The 20,117-nt window shown below is 47.0% G+C and carries 14 protein-coding genes and 1 pseudogene; 5 read left to right on the top strand and 10 right to left on the bottom strand.

Features of this window, described 5'->3' with window-relative positions:
- Positions 1-65 precede the first annotated feature (65 nt).
- The 5 genes and pseudogenes from ACN4EK_RS19935 to ACN4EK_RS19915 all read right to left on the bottom strand — a co-directional run bounded on the left by ACN4EK_RS19935 (position 66) and on the right by ACN4EK_RS19915 (position 2,935).
- On the bottom strand, positions 66-1,103 hold the full coding sequence (locus ACN4EK_RS19935; RefSeq protein ID WP_431659944.1) for a protein kinase domain-containing protein: 1,038 nt from the start codon (positions 1,101-1,103) through the stop codon (positions 66-68).
- Between the two features lie 15 nt (positions 1,104-1,118).
- The gene (locus tag ACN4EK_RS19930; RefSeq protein WP_431659943.1) at positions 1,119-1,517 is read right to left on the bottom strand and encodes a cupin domain-containing protein; all 399 of its coding nucleotides are present in this window, start codon (positions 1,515-1,517) and stop codon (positions 1,119-1,121) included.
- Positions 1,518-1,615: 98 nt separating this feature from the next.
- Complete coding sequence (locus ACN4EK_RS19925) at positions 1,616-1,780, bottom strand: GNAT family N-acetyltransferase (protein WP_431659963.1); 165 nt, start codon at positions 1,778-1,780, stop codon at positions 1,616-1,618.
- A pseudogene (locus tag ACN4EK_RS19920) lies at positions 1,766-2,127 on the bottom strand (GNAT family N-acetyltransferase); the annotation flags it as partial. The gene ACN4EK_RS19925 and the pseudogene ACN4EK_RS19920, both read right to left, overlap by 15 nt.
- 49 nt (positions 2,128-2,176) lie before the next feature.
- Positions 2,177-2,935, bottom strand: a complete 759-nt coding sequence (locus ACN4EK_RS19915; protein WP_431659942.1) for a class I SAM-dependent DNA methyltransferase — start codon at positions 2,933-2,935, stop codon at positions 2,177-2,179.
- Between the two features lie 265 nt (positions 2,936-3,200).
- Here ACN4EK_RS19915 and ACN4EK_RS19910 point away from each other — a divergent pair, with 265 nt between their 5' ends.
- On the top strand, positions 3,201-3,350 hold the full coding sequence (locus ACN4EK_RS19910) for a hypothetical protein (protein WP_431659941.1): 150 nt from the start codon (positions 3,201-3,203) through the stop codon (positions 3,348-3,350).
- Between the two features lie 9 nt (positions 3,351-3,359).
- Here ACN4EK_RS19910 and ACN4EK_RS19905 read toward each other — a convergent pair whose 3' ends face one another.
- Together ACN4EK_RS19905 and ACN4EK_RS19900 are read right to left on the bottom strand one after the other, a co-directional pair.
- The gene (locus tag ACN4EK_RS19905) at positions 3,360-3,920 is read right to left on the bottom strand and encodes a putative glycolipid-binding domain-containing protein (RefSeq protein WP_431659940.1); all 561 of its coding nucleotides are present in this window, start codon (positions 3,918-3,920) and stop codon (positions 3,360-3,362) included.
- 6 nt (positions 3,921-3,926) lie between these two features.
- The gene (locus ACN4EK_RS19900; RefSeq protein WP_431659939.1) at positions 3,927-4,424 is read right to left on the bottom strand and encodes an anthrone oxygenase family protein; all 498 of its coding nucleotides are present in this window, start codon (positions 4,422-4,424) and stop codon (positions 3,927-3,929) included.
- A gap of 91 nt (positions 4,425-4,515) precedes the next feature.
- Here ACN4EK_RS19900 and ACN4EK_RS19895 point away from each other — a divergent pair, with 91 nt between their 5' ends.
- A complete protein-coding gene (locus ACN4EK_RS19895) occupies positions 4,516-5,415 on the top strand; it encodes a transposase family protein (protein WP_431659938.1) in 900 nt (299 codons plus the stop codon).
- A gap of 273 nt (positions 5,416-5,688) precedes the next feature.
- On the opposite strand, the gene pyrC is transcribed toward ACN4EK_RS19895, so the two are convergent.
- The gene (gene pyrC, locus ACN4EK_RS19890; protein WP_431659937.1) at positions 5,689-6,717 is read right to left on the bottom strand and encodes a dihydroorotase; all 1,029 of its coding nucleotides are present in this window, start codon (positions 6,715-6,717) and stop codon (positions 5,689-5,691) included.
- Positions 6,718-7,031: 314 nt separating this feature from the next.
- Between pyrC and ACN4EK_RS19885 the strand changes: the two genes are divergently transcribed.
- Positions 7,032-8,153, top strand: a complete 1,122-nt coding sequence (locus tag ACN4EK_RS19885; protein ID WP_431659936.1) for a site-2 protease family protein — start codon at positions 7,032-7,034, stop codon at positions 8,151-8,153.
- 62 nt (positions 8,154-8,215) lie between these two features.
- Here the strand turns inward: ACN4EK_RS19885 and ACN4EK_RS19880 are convergent, their stop codons facing one another.
- Positions 8,216-8,395, bottom strand: a complete 180-nt coding sequence (locus ACN4EK_RS19880) for a manganese catalase family protein (protein ID WP_431659935.1) — start codon at positions 8,393-8,395, stop codon at positions 8,216-8,218.
- On the opposite strand from ACN4EK_RS19880, the gene ACN4EK_RS19875 reads away from it, so the two are divergent.
- The gene (locus ACN4EK_RS19875) at positions 8,389-8,802 is read left to right on the top strand and encodes an AraC family transcriptional regulator (protein ID WP_431659934.1); all 414 of its coding nucleotides are present in this window, start codon (positions 8,389-8,391) and stop codon (positions 8,800-8,802) included. The genes ACN4EK_RS19880 and ACN4EK_RS19875 overlap by 7 nt on opposite strands.
- 90 nt (positions 8,803-8,892) lie before the next feature.
- On the top strand, positions 8,893-10,281 hold the full coding sequence (locus tag ACN4EK_RS19870) for a transposase (RefSeq protein WP_431659933.1): 1,389 nt from the start codon (positions 8,893-8,895) through the stop codon (positions 10,279-10,281).
- 217 nt (positions 10,282-10,498) lie between these two features.
- Here the strand turns inward: ACN4EK_RS19870 and ACN4EK_RS19865 are convergent, their stop codons facing one another.
- Entirely contained in the window at positions 10,499-20,041 is a 9,543-nt protein-coding gene (locus ACN4EK_RS19865; protein WP_431659932.1) for a Tc toxin subunit A-related protein, read from the bottom strand.
- Positions 20,042-20,117 lie beyond the last annotated feature (76 nt).

The raw sequence follows: 20,117 nt of genomic DNA, 5'->3' as shown, positions 1-20,117 counted from the left end.
CCCGTCTCGTTGAGCAGCAGTCGTAGTTTGGCATGAGGGAATGGCGTATCCTTCTGGTCGTTTTCTCACATCTCAGCAAAGAAGTCTTGCATCAGTGCAATAATGGCACGATATTTGATGATGCTGGAAACATAAAACTCATCTAAAACCAGGTCTCCATCCGCCTGAATCTGCTGAATGTTATCGAGTAATATGGCTCCCACTTCGTAAGGTTGTAAACCGTCTTTGATGCCATATTTCTTCATAATCCTGTACTTATCCTTCTCGGAACATGCGTTGTAGGGCGATCGAATCAAATGTCCCAAATTTCGCAGGACTTCCCCATAGTCATACAAACTGTTTTGTTCAAAGAAAATTTCTTCCTCTTCTGTCAACGCAAAACTCTTGTCAAGTGCCAACCCAAAATCAGTCAAATAAACCTGTTCACCGTCCGTCAGGATATTACGGAAATGTGCATCAAAGTGGATGATTCCTTTCGTTCTTAGGAAGGCGATCGCCCTCCATAAACTATTAAGCGTTTTCTCAAGTTGATTGGGGTTCTCTTGCAACCATGTCTCTAGAACGTAGGGAATATACTCCAAAAATAGAACTAATTCGTACCTGGCATTTGCCCTGTCCAAAACATATTTCTTGACATTGGCGTGTTTTCCCCAGCGTTCTATATCGATTTCTGAATCTGAACACTCTTTAGCGAGAGGAAGCATCCGATAATGATACATCAATGGAAAGTTAGCGCAAGCTTCGCTGTTGCCGGAGGCAATCGCTCCTTCCAGTACCCACTGAGTTATTTTGAGATGGGTTGTCAGTTCACGGAAAACTCCTAAACCAGTAGAAGCAATGCCATAGTGATAACCAGTCGGAAGGGCATAAAGATTTTTGGTAGAAAACAGATTTTTGTGTTCAGCATCTGTGACCGGAACACGTTTCACAAACACTTTGGATTGTCCAAAGACAAGAATGTGATTCGTTCCCCAGCCTGTACTTGATTCTTTTGACTCACTCTGGTCAAACAATGAATTTAGCTTTTTATGATCCAACCGAGAAATGAGTGAACTAATTTCAAAATATTTCTGGCTTCTAAGTTCTAAAGAATTGTTGGTCATTGATTATTACCAGAACTACAAGAGAGATCGATTTTGAGTTCCTTCACCAGGCGTGATAAATAACACTGAACTGGGAGTATGAACCCTTGCCGTATGCCATACTCCGCGTGGAACCAGAATGTATTGACCAGGGGTGTTGAGAGACACGACTTCCTCACCTCCATCTTGCTCCAGCACGAAATCTACTTGTCCGGATAACAGGCACACAAATTCTTCTCCGGCAGGGTGTCTTTCCCAACTATCCCAGTCTTGCTCGAAGGTGTAGTGGGAAATCAATCGCTTTCCCTTGAAGCCTCCAAATTGCTGTTCTAGCTTTTCGTAGAAGCGATCGCCCACTGCGATCGGAATTGCATTATTCGCATCATCAAGTACAACAAAGCTTGAATTAATATTTTGTGGAGTGACTTGAGCCATGATTTAATTACTCCTGCTGTAAGAATAAATAATGATCCATTGTGGAAACCAACTAACGCCTTGCGTCCGTCTGCTAAAAAGTTAGGTTTCTGGAACATCTATACCCAATCTTCAACGGTTAACGCCCACCGTTCATGGTCGCGCCATTCTTCGTTGATTTTTAGGTATCGTCGAGAGAATCCTTCCTTCGTGAAACCGAGACGCTCTACCAAATGAATGGATGCCCTATTTTGGGGCTGAACATTGGCTTCAACTCGATGCAAACTGAGTGTATAAAAAGCGTAATCAATCGCCAAACGCACACCTCTGACATCAATCCCTGACCTGAAAAATTTACGTCAACATAATAACCAAGGTAAGCATTTTGAAACGCGCGGTAGAAGATTTGGCTCAAATTTACGACTCCAATAATCTCATTGCTATTTGAATGACAAATGAGCAAGCCTTCAAAGTCCTCATTTTGGCAACGATTGATGTAGTTTTTGCACTCCTGCTCATTGAGTGGAGGAAAAGCCCAGGGGAAATGGAACTCCTGACTTCTTTGGTGAAGGGCTAGCAATGTCTGACAATCTTCTTCGGCTGGTCTTCTGATAAAAACGCGAAGCGGCATGGAGATTCCTGGCTCTGTAGTTGCTACCAATCATTTCGTCATGTACTCCTTATGTTCTATCGCGGGTTGGGGAAGCGTGACTTGATTTACGTGCTGAAATAAACAGAAAAAGAGGAATTCTTAAACGTCGCTCATATTCCTCCTGACTTGAGAAGTTTTGGAGCTGAGGGCGTGATTCCCGGATGCGTTCTAGCTGAAAGCTAGTCATTGTGATCAGATCAAAATATTCCTCTAACGTGCGGTGATACTTCGTTACCTCATGTCCAAGCCATTGATGTGCTCTTGCGCCCGGTTTGAAGTAATCATCTACCAGCCACGTGGTGCGACGACCTCCTGCTAAGCTTGCAAAGTTAGAGGTAATCACAGGATGCTCCACCGAGAAAATCATTCGACCACCGGGACGAAGTGCTTGATACGCTTCCTGAAAGACAGGTTTGAGGTTTTCAACATACTGGAGAGCCAGTCGCGAAGATATCAGATCCGCCTGTTCGCTCTGTGCCTTCCAGGTTTCTAGTCGCTCATGATGCACTTTCCCTGATGTATTGGTTAGTTGCGCTAAAGCAAGGTCAACCATTGCTCTAGAGGCTTCGATACCAATGTAAGAGTGTGCCCCTTGTAAGAGTGCATCTTTTCCAAACGATGCATCTCCACAGCCAAGATCAATGATGTCAAGCTGGTTGAAATTGTCTACAAGATCTAGAAAAATTGGACGTTCAAGCGTGTCATTAGGATTATCGGGTTGAATACGATGTGCAAAATACCTTGCTCTTATATCTGGATTGTCGTAAAACTCTTCATGGTTTGACATAGATTCCCTGATAGATCAGTTTACATATATCTGTGAAAGGATGATTTTTCCCTAGCGGTTTGTTTGTTTGAATAGTCCGGCAGCTAGCAAAACAATACCCATTAAAAAGAGATAAGCGTTTTGAAGGAGATAGCTGTCAGCAATGATTCTTCTTAAGGCAATGATCTCTGGACTATCCGTTATGACTCTACCGCGTTGATTAACCAGTGATGAGATTAATAGATTGAGACGAAGGTTAACCAGTGACGGCAGGAAAAACAGAACGATGAAAGCGATCGCAATCAAAATGATGCCAATCCTAATTAAGTTGGAACTGGAAGAAAAACGTCGCATCATGGTTGATTCATTGGAAAAAGAGAACTTGCGAGAGTCATCCTTGATTGGTTATCCTGTCACTTTGTCTTCTGCTAAATGAGTTTAATCTTCATCTCTCCTGCTCCCAAAGTTGGGGATAACGATCGATCGCCCCATAATCGTCCACCTCTAAAACATCTGCATAGCCTACATCTGGTGATGTGTACTCGTAGCGATCGTAGGATAATCGGTGGTAGTTTTGTTCCAATCGTTTCAGCGTAAAGTCTGGAAAATCTAACCATGCAGCAGGGGCTTGCGATCGCGCTCCAACCGCTAACGATAACCGACGAATGGCAATTAAATTGGTGGCTGGTGTAAAACCCAGATCCAGATCAATGCAGTCTGCTGCTTCCTGTAATTCTATGTCATTGATACTCCAGTGATGATTTGGAGTACGAGCGATCGCCAGAATAACAACGGATTTACCGACATAACCTGAAACGTTTGCGGTGCGGGTTTCCCAGTTGCTATCAGTATTCACTTCGTAGGATAGAAGGCAGGGCTTTTGCTCGAACAGGAAGATGGCTGTTCCAGATAGTTGCCAACTATCACTAGACTTGCGAAGACAACAACTATCGTGTCCAGGGCAATCTAACCTGCGCCAAAGAATCGTATGTTCCAGGGAACTCATCGACCTCTACAGTTTTGATGGAGCATTGAGTGCCATTGTGAACAAGGCTGCTGCGATAAATGCGGCGATCGCCCGTACATGATTCCAAAACGTCCAGTTTGTCAGGTATCTAGCCCAGAGAGTTGCACCTTCTGAACTGTTGGGATTGGCAACCGCTAACGCATCATTCAGCGGAACGTTGAACACCATCGTCACTCCAAAACAACCGACCAGGTAAAACAAAGCACTGACCAGCAAATAAGCCGCGCCGGGTTGTTGCCATCGGAGGAGTGAAGAGGCAATTAAAATCAGACAAACAAGGCTCGTCCCCAAAAATGCAGTCATAAACCAGGGATTAATCACCGTGATGTTGATGGCTTGCATCGTGGCAATTCCCTGTGCTGATGGTTGTTGAGCCAGAGCCTTCATCACAAAGGTCGAGAAGGCGAAAAATACTCCAGCGATTAACCCACATCCAAGGGCTGCAAGCAGTTTCAGAATATACAGATATGTAATCCCTACCATAATCAGTACTGACTCCTATGCAGCAACCAGTTCAGTAGACTTGTTGCGGAATAGGAGATAATCAAGATAACTTCATCGAGTTTGAGCCTGCATGATCAACCTCCATCGTGCCTTGAATAACGAGCGTTTGCTGCGTGCTCTGACCGGTCTAAACCGGAAAGCTTTTGATGAGCTATTGCCAGCGTTTAATCAGGCATGGGATGCCCAAATGCGAGCGCAGGTGCGACAACGTGCCCCGGGGGGAGGACAAGCGGACAAAGCTCGATTGTCGAGTATGTCAGAGAAACTGTTCTACATCTTGTTCTACTTCAAGTGTTACCCCACCTTTGATGTGGCGGGATTTCTGTTTGACTTTGACCGGAGCCAAGCCCACCGCTGGATGCACCGACTGCAACCGATACTCGAAGCAGCCCTGGGGCAAACGATGGTACTGCCGGAACGAAAACTCGAACGGATTGAGCAGTTTTTGCAACGCTACCCGGAAGTCAAAGAAGTGATGATTGATGGGACAGAGCGACCGATTGCTCGTCCAAAAGACCAAGAGCGGCAACAGGAGCATTATTCGGGAAAAAAGCGGCGATACACTCGGAAGCATCTGGTGGCGGTGGATGAAGGCAAACGGGTATTGGTACTCACTCAAGCCCGAGAGGGAAAAGTGCATGATAAGCGGTTGCTCGATGAGGTAGAGATGGTTGAGGGAATTCCCGATGAGATTGTGATTGCCGTCGATTTAGGCTTTTTAGGGTTACAGAAGGAGTATGAGAACATTGAGATGCCTCACAAGAAACCGCGAGGAGGCAGCCTCAGCGAAGAGCAGAAACAAGAGAATCGTGAGAAAAGTAGTCGGCGGGTGCGATGCGAGAATGCATTTGCGGGAGTGAAACGATACAGGATTGCCAGCGATGTGTACAGAAATCGTGTGAGTGATTTTGATGACCGTTCGATGTTGACGGCGACGGGGCTATGGAACTTCTATTTGATGGTCGCTTAACTTCGACGGAAGTAACAAGAGCAGCACATTTCCCTTAAAAATTCTTATTCCGCAACAAGTCTACTGTTTAAGTAAGAAGTTTCGGCTTCATATCACTTCAGCCAGGGAATAAGTGTTAGTTTCAGAATTAATTGGTACCTTTTCTTCAAATCGGTCTGACCAACTACAGCAAGCGATCGTCAGCCAGTCAAATTATGCGATTAACCCTCGTCCAGTGACCACAGCTATCCACGAGTTCCCGATGAGCTTGACATTTAATACACAACACAAATTTCACACCATTTGCCAGGTCATTTCCTGCCCTGCCCCCAGAGGAACAAGCCCAGATTCCATAAATGGAACTTCATCAGGAACGCGCCAGGCCGTTTTGGACAAGGTAATTCGCTCTGTATTGCGCGGCAATCGATAAAAATCTGGGCCATAGAAGCTAGCAAATGCCTCCAGTTTATCCAGGGCATTCATGCTTTCAAATGCTTCGGCATACAACTCCAGGGCATGCAGAGCCGAAAAGCATCCGGCGCAACCACAGGAACTTTCTTTGCTGGTGCGGGTATGGGGAGCACTATCGGTGCCCAGAAAGAACTTCGGGTTCCCCGATGTGGCTGCTTGCAACAAAGCCTGACGATGCTCCTCCCGTTTCAAAATGGGCAGGCAATAAAAATGGGGGCGAAGACCGCCTTGAAATAAGGCATTACGGTTAAACAACAAATGTTGTGGCGTAATCGTTGCCGCGATGGTATCGGCAGACAGAACATACTGCACCGCATCGGAGGTGGTGATATGCTCAAGCACTACCCGCAGGTTGGGGAATCGCTGCTTGAGGGGAATTAAATGTCGCTCAATGAACGCTTTCTCCCGATCGAACGTATCAACATCGTGATCAGTCACTTCCCCATGCAGTAATAGCGGGATGTCCACCTGCTGCATCGCTTCAAAGACGCGATCGCACTTCCGAATGTCTGTCACACCAGAGTCCGAGTTGGTGGTTGCTCCGGCCGGGTAGTACTTAACTGCTTTGATAAACTGGGATTCTTTTGCCTGGAAAATGTCGTCGGGGCTAGTATTGTCAGTGAGATAGAGGGTCATCAAGGGCTCAAACTGTTTGCCCTCTGGAATAGCGGCGAGGATACGATCTCGATAGGCTACCGCATCTGCCACCGAGCGAATGGGGGGCTTTAAGTTCGGCATGATAATCGCACGGGCAAACTGCCGCACCGTGTAGGGCAGAACCGCTTTCAGGGCCGTACCGTCGCGGAGATGCAGATGCCAATCGTCAGGTCGGGTGATGGTAAGCTTTTGCATCCTTTCAGTATAAAACGGCAATCAGGGGTTCAGGATCATCGAGGCGATTCTCCAGATCGGGTGATTAAACAGTGCTCTGTGGCATTCCGTAGCTAGTGACCGGAGATGTTGAGCAACCGCCGATTGGAGCGAGTGCCGTGATCCCTACACCAGACAAGCCGAGTCCCTTGCCCTGACGCGAATCGGCGAACCGCCCCACCTATAGCCGGTAATTACTCCACCTCTAAGCTGAATCATTCATTCATACTTCGTTACATTAAGACTATGAAGCCTAAGGACGGTCATAAGCGTCCATCTATTCGGAGGTATCCGATATGAATAATATTCGTGTCGGCAGTTTGTTTGGGATTCCGTTCTACGTCAACCCGTCTTGGTTTCTGGTGCTGGGATTAGTGACTTTGAGTTACGGGTCGGGACTCGCCGCCCAATTTCCCACACTCCCGCCCGGAGTTGCCTGGAGTTTGGGCTTGACCACGGCATTGCTCTTATTCGGCTCTGTGCTCGCGCATGAATTGGGTCATAGCTTTGTCGCCTTGAAACAGGGCATTGCGGTGCAGTCCATCACGCTGTTTTTATTTGGTGGCTTAGCCAGTTTAGAAAAAGAATCAGACACCCCTGGCGATGCCTTCTGGGTGGCGATCGCTGGTCCCCTGGTGAGTTTCTTGATTGCAGCCGGGGTAACGGTGATGGCTGGGTTCACCGGAATTTCGGGACCCCTGGCGGTCATTTTAGGAGTGCTGGCTTCGGTCAACCTGGCATTGGGATTGTTTAACCTGATTCCGGGCTTACCCTTGGATGGGGGCAATATTCTGAAGGCATTGGTCTGGAAACTGACGGGCAACCCTTACAAAGGCATGCAATTTGCTGGACGGGTGGGTCAGGTGTTTGGTTGGGTGGCGATCGCCTCTGGTCTTCTGCCCTTAGTCTTGTTTGGTGCCGGAGTGAATTTCTGGAATGTGTTGATTGGTTGGTTCTTGCTGCAAAATGCCGGCCAAGCGGCTCAATATGCCACTGTGCAAGATCGCTTAGCTGGGTTAACAGCCGCAGATGCCGTGATTGCCGAAAGTCCGGTTGTTGCAGCGTCTTTGACCTTGCGAGAGTTTGCCGATCAGCGGGTTTTGGCCAACCGCAACTGGCGAAAGTTTCTGGTCGCGGCTGAGGATGAACAACTGCTGGGCACGATTGCCGTGGATGACCTGAGAACAATTCCCAGTGACCAATGGGCAGACACAACAGTGCAAGCTCTCATGACACCGATTGAATCGTCGCTGGTCATCGACAGCGATCGCCCATTGTCGGATGTAGTGAAGTTGTTGGAAGAGCGCCAAATTACAGCCATGTCGGTTGTGCGCGAAAATGGCCGTCTCGTTGGCTTACTCGAGAAAGCGGCGATTATCCAGTTACTCCAACGAGATCCCGTCGCCACTCCGGCTTAGCTCGTTCATTGTCAGTCGGTTGCTGATTGCAAAATCACGTTCCCCCCACCTAGAATTTCGGTCTAGGTGGGGGGATTGCTGAGTGATTGCTGTTTGGCGAAACAGTGCTGAACGTGAGAGATTTCACGCCTGAGGAGATGCACTAAAGTCTGCTTCGTGCCTTCATCTGAAGCCAGTTTAATCAAAGATTCATAAGTCTGACGTGCGCCAGCCTCGGCTGCAATGTTTGCCGTATATGACATCAGATTCAAAACCACCAACCTGCTCTAATACCTTAAACCCAAGCTATCTGTTTAAAGGGCTAGAAGGCACTGGCTGTCGGGCGAACAATGATTTCATTAACATCCACATCATCGGGCTGGGCTACACCGATACCCGGGGAGACGGTGCCCATCAAACGGCGATCAGTCAGTTAGAATTCATGCGGGAATCGGCTGCTTCCACCGCAATCCGTGGTGTCTTTGAACCGGTTCTCGCGATCGTGATTCAGGGCAAAAAAGAAGCCTTGCTGGGTGAGGAAACGTATCAGTATGGTGCCGCTCAGTATCTTGTCATCTCGGTGGATTTGCCGCTGAGTGGATTTGTGACAGAAGCGACACCAGACAAGCCCTATTTAGGGTTTAAGTTCAGCCCTCTAAAGGTCATTTGAGAGCTTCTTAATATTTTCTATCATCCCTGTTATCACTGGCTTTCAGACTTCTATTCTAAAAGCTGAACGTTTAACACCCACGTTTGAGCCATGATTTTGGGAGAAGTGTTTGAGCGGTTCATCACTGAGAGTCCGTTCAGCGTGATGCTGAGGGTGCAGCTAGAACAGAGTCTGCCTGCTGAAGAGGTTGATGCGTTGTTTGAGCAGCAAGCCCAACGACAATATCACCGGGAATTGTTGTTTTCGACGGTTGTGAATTTAATGAGTCTGGTGGTGTGTGGCATTGTACCGTCCGTCAACGCGGCCTACCAAGCCAAAGCCAAGGGCATCGGGGTGACCATTCAGTCGGTCTATAACAAACTCAATGGGATCGAGCCTCAGATTGTCGAAGCCTTACTGCGGCATGTGGTCAAGCGGGTGCAAGGATTAGTGGAGGTGCTGGGTAGCACTCTCCCCCCGTTGCTAGAAGGCTACCGCGTCAAAATCCTCGATGGCAATCATCTGGCGGCGAGCGAACGCCGCTTGGAGGTACTCCGTTCCATCAACAGTGCGCCTCTGCCGGGTCATGGGCTGGTGATTTTAGATCCAGCGTTGATGTTAGCAATCGATGTATTTGCCTGTGAGGATGGCCATGCCCAGGAGCGGTCGCTGTTGAGTCGTGTGTTGGCGACGGTGGCGAATGGCGATTTGTGGATTGCTGACCGCAATTTTTGTACCCTGGGATTCCTCTTTGGTCTGCATTGGCGGGGAGGCGCTTTTGTGATTCGTCAACACGGGTTGTTACCCTGGCAAGCGCACACTGAGATGGTTTTCGTGGGTGACAGTGAAACCGGAGCCGTGTTTGAACAATCGGTGCAATTGATTTTCAACGACACGTTAAAGGTGACGCTGCGACGCATTGTGGTGCAACTCAATCAGCCCACTCGAGATGGAGACAGCGAAATTGCCCTACTCTCCAATCTACCGACAGCCAAAGCGAATGGGTTGCAAATTGCCGCACTGTATCAAAAGCGGTGGCGGATTGAACGATTGTTTCAGGTGCTGGAACAATGTTTCCGGGGTGAAATCAACACTCTGGCTTATCCCAGAGCCGCCTTATTTGGTTTTGTCATGGCACTGATTTGTTACAACCTGCTAGCGGTCGCTCAAGCCGCAATGCGGAGTGTGCATGGAGCCGACAAAATCGAAGCGGGCATTTCCCCCTATTATCTAGCCGATGAAGTTCGCCGCGTTTATGAGGGCATGATGATTGCCATTCCTCCACTGCAATGGCAACCGTTTGCTCAACTCGATGTAGACTCCAGCGTTCAATTGCTCCAACAGTTAGCGGCTCAGATGGACTTGGCGAAATTCCGCTCTCACCCCAGAGGAGAGAAAAAGAAAGTCCCCAAACCCGAACGGCAGAAAGACAAACCTCATGTCTCTACTGCTCGATTGCTGAGTGAATCGAAATCTAAAAAAGATAAAAAAGCACCTTGAAAGGGCTGGTGAAGAGGCTTATGCGGGAAAACCGCAGGCAGGCTTTTGTGAGGGAGAGGCTTACAACGATGCAAGGCTGAATCTTGTGGCATTCTCGATACCGAAAGGCGAGAGAAATAGCGAATACGAAGCAAGCCTAAACATCGAAGCAGTCTTTCCTACTCGACAAACTAAACCATCGAGCATCTTTTCTTATCCAGAGAATACGAATGGTGAGTTAGTTGGATACGGAATATTGACAAACAACAAAGATATCTTCGAGTTCGTCAGGGTTGACCTCACTTGCTGTTAGTGTCCAAATGCTGGAGTCATTGACTTCGCTGGATAAATTAACAGGTGCCCAGGGTAAGGGGCGATCGGGCGGGGTAGGGGTGAAGTTGTTCACATCTACGGGTTGACTATCAGGCGGGGCAAGGGTCACGTTGTCAGGTCTGCTTTCAATTCCCTCTTTAAGTTTCAGGTGAAGTTCGATTGAATTGATGGTAATTGTTTTCCTTTGGAACAGGAAAGGAAATCGTTCCTTGTTTAGAGTTAGTTCTAGCATATGGGGTGATCTCTCTGCTGCTGGATGCAAGAACTGATACCACTCGCCGGGGAACTCATGCTTGGCGCTGAACATACGCATCAGAGGAATTTCTGTCGCAGTAGTTTCAATCATATTTTGAACTGTCCTAGTAGCTGCCTCCCTAAGAACAGATCCACCCTCTCTAGCTGTATAGCGAATATGAAGAATGACATCTGATATGGTTTGGTAGTCGAATTGCTGAAATCCTTGAGGTCGCCCATTAACCAAACGCCAAGGCAATTCAAATCGCCATCTACTGATAGCTCCTGCACCTTCAAAGGGGAGGTATCGCTCATCACGAAAATTGACTTCAAAGAGTCCGCTATCATTTTGAGCATTACTTGTAACAATGGATTGGATTGCTCCGATATTATCCCTGAAGCGCAGGTCTTCTTCTTGTCGAGGATAGTTGTTGGCTCGTTCCAGGGAAGCATTGCCTGAGACTATGCTGCTGGTTCGAATTGAGTTCTTAAGAAGCGTTAGGGTGCAATTAACGCTAACGTAGGGACCAGTAACACAGGGAATAGTTAAACTCACTGATTGAATTCGGCGTAAATAGTGTCCAGGTCCATCCAGATCAAATAGTGTTTCGGGAATGTTTACTTCACAAACACCAGTTTCTCGAAGTTGCAGGAGTGCGAAGGGATTAAGCAATGCTAGAGAAATGTGTTTGGTCATTTCATAGTTGCGGCGGTTTTGCTCCAGATAAGCAATCTCCATTCGTTTGAGGTCTTTATAAAGGCGATCGCCTGACAATAAACCCTTCTTTAAGCTATCCCAATAGCCAAATTGAATGAAATTACTGTTCTCAATCTCTAGCTCATAGCGGAAACACTGTTCTGCCCGTTTTGCTAAGTCATACGCCATCTGGTAGCTCTGGAAATATAGGGTTGAAATCTGGGTAATCATCCAACTATAGAGCTGTTGAGTAGTGTATTTGTCTTTCATAAATTGAAAGACTTCCTGAGAGTTCTGAATCTGAACAATATGACTTTCCAAATCCTTTTCAGCGATTTCAATCCGCACCCTTGCTGCTAGAATTTGTTGACCAACTTGTTCTATCTCTTTTAGAGCTAGGGCAGCTTGATGCTCCCAATCTTCAGCGCGACGCTGATAGCCTGCTTCGATAGAAGCCATTGTCGCAGCATGGGAGTGTTTTGAGGCAAGGTAACTAAGAACTGCACTCTCTGCACGATACATATTTCCAATAAATGTTCCCCCAAACTGGAAAGTTAATTCTGGGCTACTAATCCCTTGAACTCCAAACTTTAGGTCGGGAAATAGATAGGCAATTGACGAAGCAATGTTGAGCAGTTCTGCACCTTCCTGCAAACCACGAGCTAATTCCAATTCGCTAGTGTAAGTTTGTTCTTGCTGATTAGTGTACTCACGACTACTGTAATACTGATGTCGTATATCAGCTAAATCTCTTGATTTTTCTAAACTGATAACTGACTCATTTGCCTCTTCAATCGCTTTTTGCTTCATTTGCTGAATTGATTGAAGTACCTCCACCTCATGCCCGGCTCGAATTAGAGAGAGTTCTTCTGCATCTCGTTTCTCAATCGCTGATAGTAGGCTATTTCCCAATGATTTGACTTCGTTGCAAAGCTCTAATGCCCTTGGCAGCATATAACTGAAGCGATAGTGAGGTAAAGGAGCGTTCAGATCGCTCAAAGCACTACTCAAGTCAATTCCGGCAGCCACAGCTTTAACTAACAAAGCTGGGTCAATGGGCGGTTCAAATAACGCTAGCGATCGCGTCACTCCTTCAATATTCATGCAGTTACGAATTTTGAATAGGCGATCGCCCACTGTATCCCAGTAGCCCAACAGTTTATCGTTAGGGAGAATACAAAAGTAGAGGGTAGGCGTTGGTCGATCAGGGGTAGGAGTTCGACTTACGAACGTCATTGTATTGGCAAGAGCCACAATCGCATTGGCGGGTTGAAGTGCAACCAATTCTTTTTCGCTAGTTTCAAGCGTGACATTATTTCCAATCCTGGACTTTAAGAGTTCTGCTTGAAACACAGCTTTGGGTTTCAGTGCAACTTTCATCTGGTTCTCTAGTGCAATTAAGGGACTGAGTCTTTGATTCGCATCAGAAACCTGAGCATTACTGAGTTCGTCCAGAAGCGATCGCAATTCTGCAAAGCTACGAGCCTCCACATTTCGTGCTTTCACCTGTTCTGGTTTACGTCCCAGAAGTTGGGCTGCCAAAATGTAGAGTTGAGTTGCTTCGTTGATGGACTCGATCGTGTCTTGCTTGAACAGATTGTCACCCCAGGCAATCAGGTTATCCAGGTATTTCATAACAACCAACTGCATGTAGGCAACCGTTCTTAGACGGGCAATTAGATGGGGATTGAATGGGTTTTCCTCCCACTGTTCAATCTGTTCTTCGTATTCTGGATCGCCTTGATTAATCAGGCGAACGATCTCCTGAATCGTAGCTGCACCACTGAATTGATAAAACGGCTTGAGTTTCCAGAAACGACGTTGCCGTTCATCTGTATCTAATCCCTCATCATCGGTTTCTGTGGGGTCAAAAATGTAGTGATACCAGCGTTGGGCTTCTGCAAAACGTTGATTCTGAGAAAGCTGGTTCGCAATCAGCATGGGAATATGAAAGAACAGTTCCCAGTTATATTGGCTATAAGCGCCCTTGTAAGTGAAATCAATATTTTCTATGGGGGAGTTGAGAGGTAAGGGAGACTGAGGACCGTAGATTGCAGAAAACTTAAATGGTGAGTTAGGCGTAAGTTGGCGGTGCAATTCTACTAGTCCTTTACCCTTGGGGTTAGGTTTTAGCAATCCTTCAATTCCAAAACGGTTAACCTGTTCGATGAATAGACAGGTATATGGGTGATAGAAGGTACGAAAATTATATATCTTTAACGGAGTTCCATTGGTAACTATATCAACGTCACGTCTTTCATTTGTAGGTGTTACTCCCGTCAAAGCAGATGGGATGATAGCAAGGGTAGACATTTCGCTAGCTAATTGATCGGTTTCCTCATCTAGTTCTGTAGCAATACGATTGGTTCGATTGATGACAGTATTTTGATCGGTTGCAGTGAAGATGCGATCGCTTCTCCGAGGGGTAGCAAGACGAGTAGTGCGCTCAGGAACAACATCTACACTTCTGTTAACAATGAATTGTTCAGCACGAATTCCTGCTAGTGCTCCCAGATCCAACTGAGAGTTCTCTAACGATCGATAGGTTCTAGAATCTCGGGAGCCAGAGTTAGATTTGTAGACAGTTTCTGGAATTACAAAGAATGTTCGTTCAGCATCCTCATAGAAGAAAGGGGATTGTGAATGAAAATGGAGGTGTTGGTGAGGTGGAGTAGTGTAAAAGGAGGAAGGAGCTTTAGACAGTATCTTTTCAATTTTGCTGTTTTTACTAATAATTTTGCCGTCCGCATCTACCTCAATATACGAAAACATTGTCATTTTTGTAGCTTGCTCAAACTTCATATAGCTTCGGAAGCTAGAGTTAGGTACCCGATAAGGAATAGCTTTCCTAATATGAACTCCAGATTCAGGACTTGAATAGGTATCACGGATAATCACGGGGCTACTGTTACAACCCTCAAAGCGGAAAAATTGATTAGGCTGATTTACATCGAAAGGATTGTTGATTCGGATTCGACGAATCATGCCTGGTAATCTAACAACTTCATAAACACGCCCAATGGGATAATGGAAAAATGGGAAAATCTCCAATCTTCCCGTCGAAGAAACTTTAGCCCAGAAATAATATCTTTTCTGGTCTCCCCTTTCAAATCCTTTACTCATGGAGCGTGTGTTTGTGGAAATATATCCCTCAGATGTTTTGGGTGTACTCCACTTGCCATTTCGCAACTCACTCCAGGAGAGTTTGATTTCCCAATATTTTTCAGGAGAATTGGGAGGACTCGATTCTAATTGCGATGATGAAGGAGTTACAGCTTTCTCTGTAAAGGTGGGCCACAGCAACCAGAGACGACGATTATAAACAACTGGAAGTAAATGATTGCCTTCAATCGTGATGTCTACCTTCTCCCAGGCAGTAAAGTAGGATTGATCGACCCAGCGACGGTAGTAATAAATGGGCGGCACTCCTCTAGTGCGGGCAAAGATGTGAACCACTTCATCTTCTACATACAGTCCACTGATTTCTAAACGGGCAACTTCATCTAAGCGCCTGAGATACGTCAAATAAGCGCGTTCAACCGCATCAGCCGTAACTTCTTCCTGGAGTAGGGCTTCGCGTAGTTCTTCAAAGAAGGGGGTTTTGTCGTCCCGCAGTTCTGGTTCAGCGTAGTTTTCGGGATACAAGAATACTTTGCGGTTAGCTTCCCAAACACGGTAGTTTTTGCGCCATGCCCATTGCTCCGCCTCATCGCGATCGAAATGAACATTGGGTTCCAACCCCAGAAAAACGCGGTGAACGAAGAGTTGAACTGAAGAAATGGCTTGTCTAATACGAGAGGTCATGAAGCAGGGAGCCATTTCTGAATCGATCAGAAAATGAGCGTAAAGATCATCGGCATCTCTGAATTCACTGTGAGTAGCGATCAAATAATCGCGGAGCGCATTACGACGTTTGATACGCAGACGATCGCTCAACTCTGGCGCAATCTCTAACCACTGCTGAACATCGTAACGGGCTTTAGCCGCATTGCGAATTTGTTGGGCGAGATCGGAATTGGCATTCGGTGTATTCCAGCGCCAGATTTGAGAGGCGGTGACCCCTGATTTCTGAATTAAATGAAATGCTTGCTGCAACCGCTCTAGCCAGCGCTCGTCTTGAAAATCTTGGGGAAAACTGAAGTTATAGCCGCGATCGCCAGTCAAAAATCTTAGGGCAACAATATTCCATCCGGTTTGCTCACTCAGCATTGCCAACATCGATTCCCGGTCAATTGCGCCATTGTGAATTAAATTGAGCAATTGAACCACTGAAAACGTTCCGGTAAAAATCTGTCGATTCAACCGATAGCTATCACTCAATCGTAACCAGGCTATTAGATTTGGGGACTCAGCTTGTTCGATAGAGGCAATTGGAATATTTGCTAAGTCATACCAACCGATTGAATTCCCCAGGGTGAAAACGAAATCTAGTTCTGAGGTGGGAATAGTCAACTGTTTGAAGATTCTAAATAGCTTTGCCAATCGGTAAAAAATGGCGCGAGTATTCTGGAGCCGAAGTACATCAACTGGATCTACATCTGCGGGCATGGGGGCTGCATTCAACACAGCAGCAATCGCTTCTGCCGTATTGAGATTGCTGTAGATGAACGCTTCATCGAGAAAAACAGCGATCGCCCGCTGATTTGTATCTTGAGGATGGGATAGGTGCCGTTTCAGTAATGCTTCACACACCTCTGTCTCCAGCCCGATTGCACTGGTTAACTGTTGAATCACCACATTTTGGGAAAGGAAATTCAATAGGGGTTGAAGGACAAACAAAATACGCGCACTCGACTCAGTTAAACCATCCTGAACCAGATTTTGAATCGCTAATGGAATATCTAGGAAACTAGAAAAGTTTTCTTCCAGGTAAGTTTGTTGTGCTTCATCAGTGAGGTCAAAATCGGGGTCAGAAGTACCCTCGATAATTGCGATCGCAGTTTCAGTATCTTCAACGATTAGGGGTAGTTTCTCAGCTAATAGTTCTTTCAGTTCAGCCGGTTGCAAACTCGCTAACGGTTGAGAAAGCCTAATCTTTCTCAGTTCGGTTTGTAGTTCTGCCAGAGTGATGGCGATCGCCTCATTTGTAAACGGTAATGGAAAGGTGGGTAAGAACCGATGGACAAGCAAATAATCCAACTCTTGAATTTTGAATCCGGAGGCAGTCAACGAGTCAAATTGTTGGATAAAATTCCAAGTGATCTCAGGTGTAGCGGGTTGAGATGTGGCATCAGATAAGTTGAAGTGGGTAAGCCCCTGTTGCCCCGTCAGGCGTGCTAGAACCAGATAATCCTGAATGGAAATCCTGAGTGCTCGTGAGAAGGATGCAACACGGTAGAGATGGGAGAGATTTGCTAGATTGATGTTGTCGTCAGGTAATGTTTCTTGAATCAGGAGCCGCAGTTCATCAGCCGAGATGTTAATGGCTGCCAAAATGAGTGGTGTAATTTCTGGCTCTAGCTCTTCCTCAGTCAGGAAAAACTGCCGCTCATTGGGTCTACGTATTTCAGTCCTGTTGGTATTTAATGCAAACAGTTGATTAATTCTATTGGGATTTTGCGGGTCTCGTTCTTTCAAATCATTAACAGCCGGATTGAGAAATAGCCGCTCGTACCAGGACTTCTCATCACCAGAGGAGTGAGTAGGAATGTTTGCCCACCAACTCAGTAATTCTGAAATCGGCAGTTTAAACCGTTCTTTTAACTGCTTCAGATAAGCCAGTTGGATCAGGAAAGCATTATTAATAGTGCGATCGCCAATCACGACAATTGCCTGATCGAGATCTGTGATTGACCAACCAATGAGTCGATATAAGCGGGTAAACCGATGCAGGCGATCGCGTTCATCAGTCGTCAAATCTAATGTGGCATCCTCCAGGGCGCAGGAATCCCCCTCGAACTCGATCGCTTTATGGGTGGGATTAAAGAATCGGGAGATGAGCAGATCGTTGAGGGTATCGTAATCCAGTTGCGATCGCTTCAGCATGGGTAGTATTGCATTACTGGTGCCCAGTCCATGTTCGCCTGTTTCTCCGGTGATGATTCGACGTTCGATCAGAGTCATTCCCAATGCTGCCATTGCGCGATCGATGGCTTCGGGTGCTTCGCCGGGACGATGGAAGGTATCCATGAGTTGAGAAACGCTAATACCCAGGTGATTGAGATAAATTTGGCGTTCCTCATGGGAGAGATCAAAAGGCAGCGACCAGGTAGGGTTCTCGCTCAGGAGAGCGAGAACACCGTCGTAGGCTTCTGGACGAATATGCTCTGGATTGGCGCGTAACTCTTCTGTGGTTAGGGTCGTTTGCGGCGTGTCTGCGATGGAGAGAGTCAGCCCGTTAACAACTGCGTTTTCCAGCACCTCATTCACCAGATCAATGTAAGGCATAGCGGTATTGGTATTGGCGCAATCCAGTTGAATGTGTGCCAGGTCAGGGCGTTGCCGCAGTAGCTGATCTAGCCCAGAGCGATTACCTGCATTGGCTTGATCTAAAAATTGCAGCAAATCAACTAGGTAAGCCGCAGGGCTTTGAATCGAACGGCAGTGCTGGCATTCACAAAAATCGAGAGAGCCAAACAGGGTGCCCCAATCAGGTATGTCATCGGGTAATTGCTTGGGTCCAGTCCAATTCAGGGCATACATTTGAATCGGATTGAACACCTGTGAATATCGCATCAGCGTGGCAGTTGTGACCGCCGCTTTGTGTTTGGCGTAGGCATATATTTCCTTGGCTTGCTCTGCTTGCAGTTCTCCTTCAAATTGACGAACAAAGGCACTTTCGCCTAGACGAACAATGCCAAAGGCAGAATTGGGTACATCGCTCCGCCAGAGGGTTCGCAATGCATTAAACTTATCGTCCTGGGGAATGAGGCTGAAGAGGCGACTTATACCTTCAAGTTGAGCAGTTAGTGCTTCGCGATCGCGCACTCCCTCTAGAGCTTGGGGATTATCTCTAAGATATTTGCGAACATTGGTTGTCTTAAATTCAAACTCTCCATTGTTACGGCTAAAGGTAGCGATGTCTTCTGTATTGACTTCAGGATCAGTGGTCCACTTGTGCAGAAGGCGCGTTGTGGGGAAGGACTGGATGGCTAACTCCAGCATTTTTCCGGCATAGTTTCGTTTACGCTCGGCGATCGATACCCCTTCCACTTCTTCTGGTGGATCTACATTGGTCATTAAGTCCAAAAGATTATCAACCTCCAGGGTGGCAACCTGCTTCGCATCACGCACTCCATTCTGTAGGAGGCTATCAGCCATTCGGGTATGCCCTAAACTCAAAATGTTCAATTGAGTAACTCGCTGAATTTCGCTGACTTCCTCATTTTGAAAGTCATTACTCTGGCGCAGAGTAGTCCAGAATTCTTGAGGAGACGATTTTTGAGCAGTCCAGGTGCGTAGAAAGGTCTGTTTCTGTTCGGAAGAGAGGCGAGTGCGGTTCAGTACGGCGCGGATGGAAGGTTGATCCGTGGGTTCCTCGCGATCGGCTAAGGTTTCTTCAATTGCTAATGCTTGCAAACGGGCAATAATGTCGTCAATTTGCGGCTCATAAGACTGACCGATAATGTTAGCCGCGATCGCGTCTGATAACTGAGTTCGGTGAATCGTTTCTCCTTCTGCCAGTAAGATTGCCAAGTCAAGGGAAGATCCCTGACTAAAAAGGGCAAACCAGATAGCGGGATCAAGACTGGTGTGTTCAGACAAGCGGAATGCCTGTATCAGGTAGCTGGCTTGTTGTTCAGTCATCTGAGCTTTTTGTGCCAGCAGGATAATATCGCGGTCAGTGAGGGTATTAAGGCTATCCGCAGGAATATGGGGGGATAGTTGAGAGCGGAGTTCAGCGTAGAGGGAGAGTCCGCGAAAATCTTGATCGGGGTCAGGGAGCGCCAGGTTAATGGTTTCTTCTGGATCGGCGTTGAGAATGAGGGGTGACGTAACTAGCGGACGCGGAGGACGACTGATTAAAACGCCAAACACTTCTACCACCAGGTTTGCCCGCTCTTGCCCTGGTTCTAACTGGTTGCGAGAGTACTCAATTTCGTAACTGCCATCTGTCTGAATACGTTCGGAAGCCAGGACAGTAGTTCTGCCAATCCCTTGATTGGATGCCCGTACAGTCAGGCGTTGAGTTGGCGGGGAGCCGTCGCTGGTGACAATGTGACCGCGGACAATAAAGGTTTCCTGAGTACGGGCGATCTCAATGGTCAGTCGGGTGATGGGATTGACGCCATCGGCACTGAGTGACCAGGTGCGCGTGCTGCGGGTGTCTTCCAGTAGAAAGTCGCCCTGATAGATGTTGAAAAATAGTGGAGAAGGGATCTGCCCTGCGTATGCCTGCAAATCTAGGTCGGTAAACTTCATGGTGAAGTTACCCTGCTCATCAGTGGTGGCGCGAGCAAAGACATCGTCGATGGTTCTGACGTTGATAGCAGTGGCAGTGATGGTCAGATTAGGGATACCATCTTCAGTTTCGCGATCGACAACACGACCTTGAATGGCAAATTTTCGAGCAGGCATGGTGGGGGCTCCTTCTGTTAAGGAATTAAGTTCTAGCTAAGAGATTCACTGAGTTTGCTCAGCTTCTACGGTGTAT

It is taken from the genome of Pantanalinema rosaneae CENA516 (assembly GCF_050753385.1).
Taxonomy (GTDB): Bacteria; Cyanobacteriota; Cyanobacteriia; order Leptolyngbyales; family Leptolyngbyaceae; genus Pantanalinema; species Pantanalinema rosaneae.
Note: the sequence above shows the minus strand (reverse complement) of the source record. Positions and strands in the feature narration are given on the sequence as shown.

Excerpts from the sequence above, each read along its gene's own strand:
- ACN4EK_RS19935 (WP_431659944.1), bottom strand. The coding sequence starts at position 1,103 with ATGACCAACAATTCTTTAGAACTTAGAAGCCAGAAATATTTTGAAATT.
- ACN4EK_RS19930 (WP_431659943.1), bottom strand. The coding sequence starts at position 1,517 with ATGGCTCAAGTCACTCCACAAAATATTAATTCAAGCTTTGTTGTACTT.
- ACN4EK_RS19915 (WP_431659942.1), bottom strand. The coding sequence starts at position 2,935 with ATGTCAAACCATGAAGAGTTTTACGACAATCCAGATATAAGAGCAAGG.
- ACN4EK_RS19910 (WP_431659941.1), top strand. The coding sequence starts at position 3,201 with ATGAAAGCGATCGCAATCAAAATGATGCCAATCCTAATTAAGTTGGAA.
- ACN4EK_RS19905 (WP_431659940.1), bottom strand. The coding sequence starts at position 3,920 with ATGAGTTCCCTGGAACATACGATTCTTTGGCGCAGGTTAGATTGCCCT.
- ACN4EK_RS19900 (WP_431659939.1), bottom strand. The coding sequence starts at position 4,424 with ATGGTAGGGATTACATATCTGTATATTCTGAAACTGCTTGCAGCCCTT.
- ACN4EK_RS19895 (WP_431659938.1), top strand. The coding sequence starts at position 4,516 with ATGATCAACCTCCATCGTGCCTTGAATAACGAGCGTTTGCTGCGTGCT.
- pyrC (WP_431659937.1), bottom strand. The coding sequence starts at position 6,717 with ATGCAAAAGCTTACCATCACCCGACCTGACGATTGGCATCTGCATCTC.
- ACN4EK_RS19885 (WP_431659936.1), top strand. The coding sequence starts at position 7,032 with ATGAATAATATTCGTGTCGGCAGTTTGTTTGGGATTCCGTTCTACGTC.
- ACN4EK_RS19875 (WP_431659934.1), top strand. The coding sequence starts at position 8,389 with ATGACATCAGATTCAAAACCACCAACCTGCTCTAATACCTTAAACCCA.
- ACN4EK_RS19880 (WP_431659935.1), bottom strand. The coding sequence starts at position 8,395 with ATGTCATATACGGCAAACATTGCAGCCGAGGCTGGCGCACGTCAGACT.
- ACN4EK_RS19870 (WP_431659933.1), top strand. The coding sequence starts at position 8,893 with ATGATTTTGGGAGAAGTGTTTGAGCGGTTCATCACTGAGAGTCCGTTC.
- ACN4EK_RS19865 (WP_431659932.1), bottom strand. The coding sequence starts at position 20,041 with ATGCCTGCTCGAAAATTTGCCATTCAAGGTCGTGTTGTCGATCGCGAA.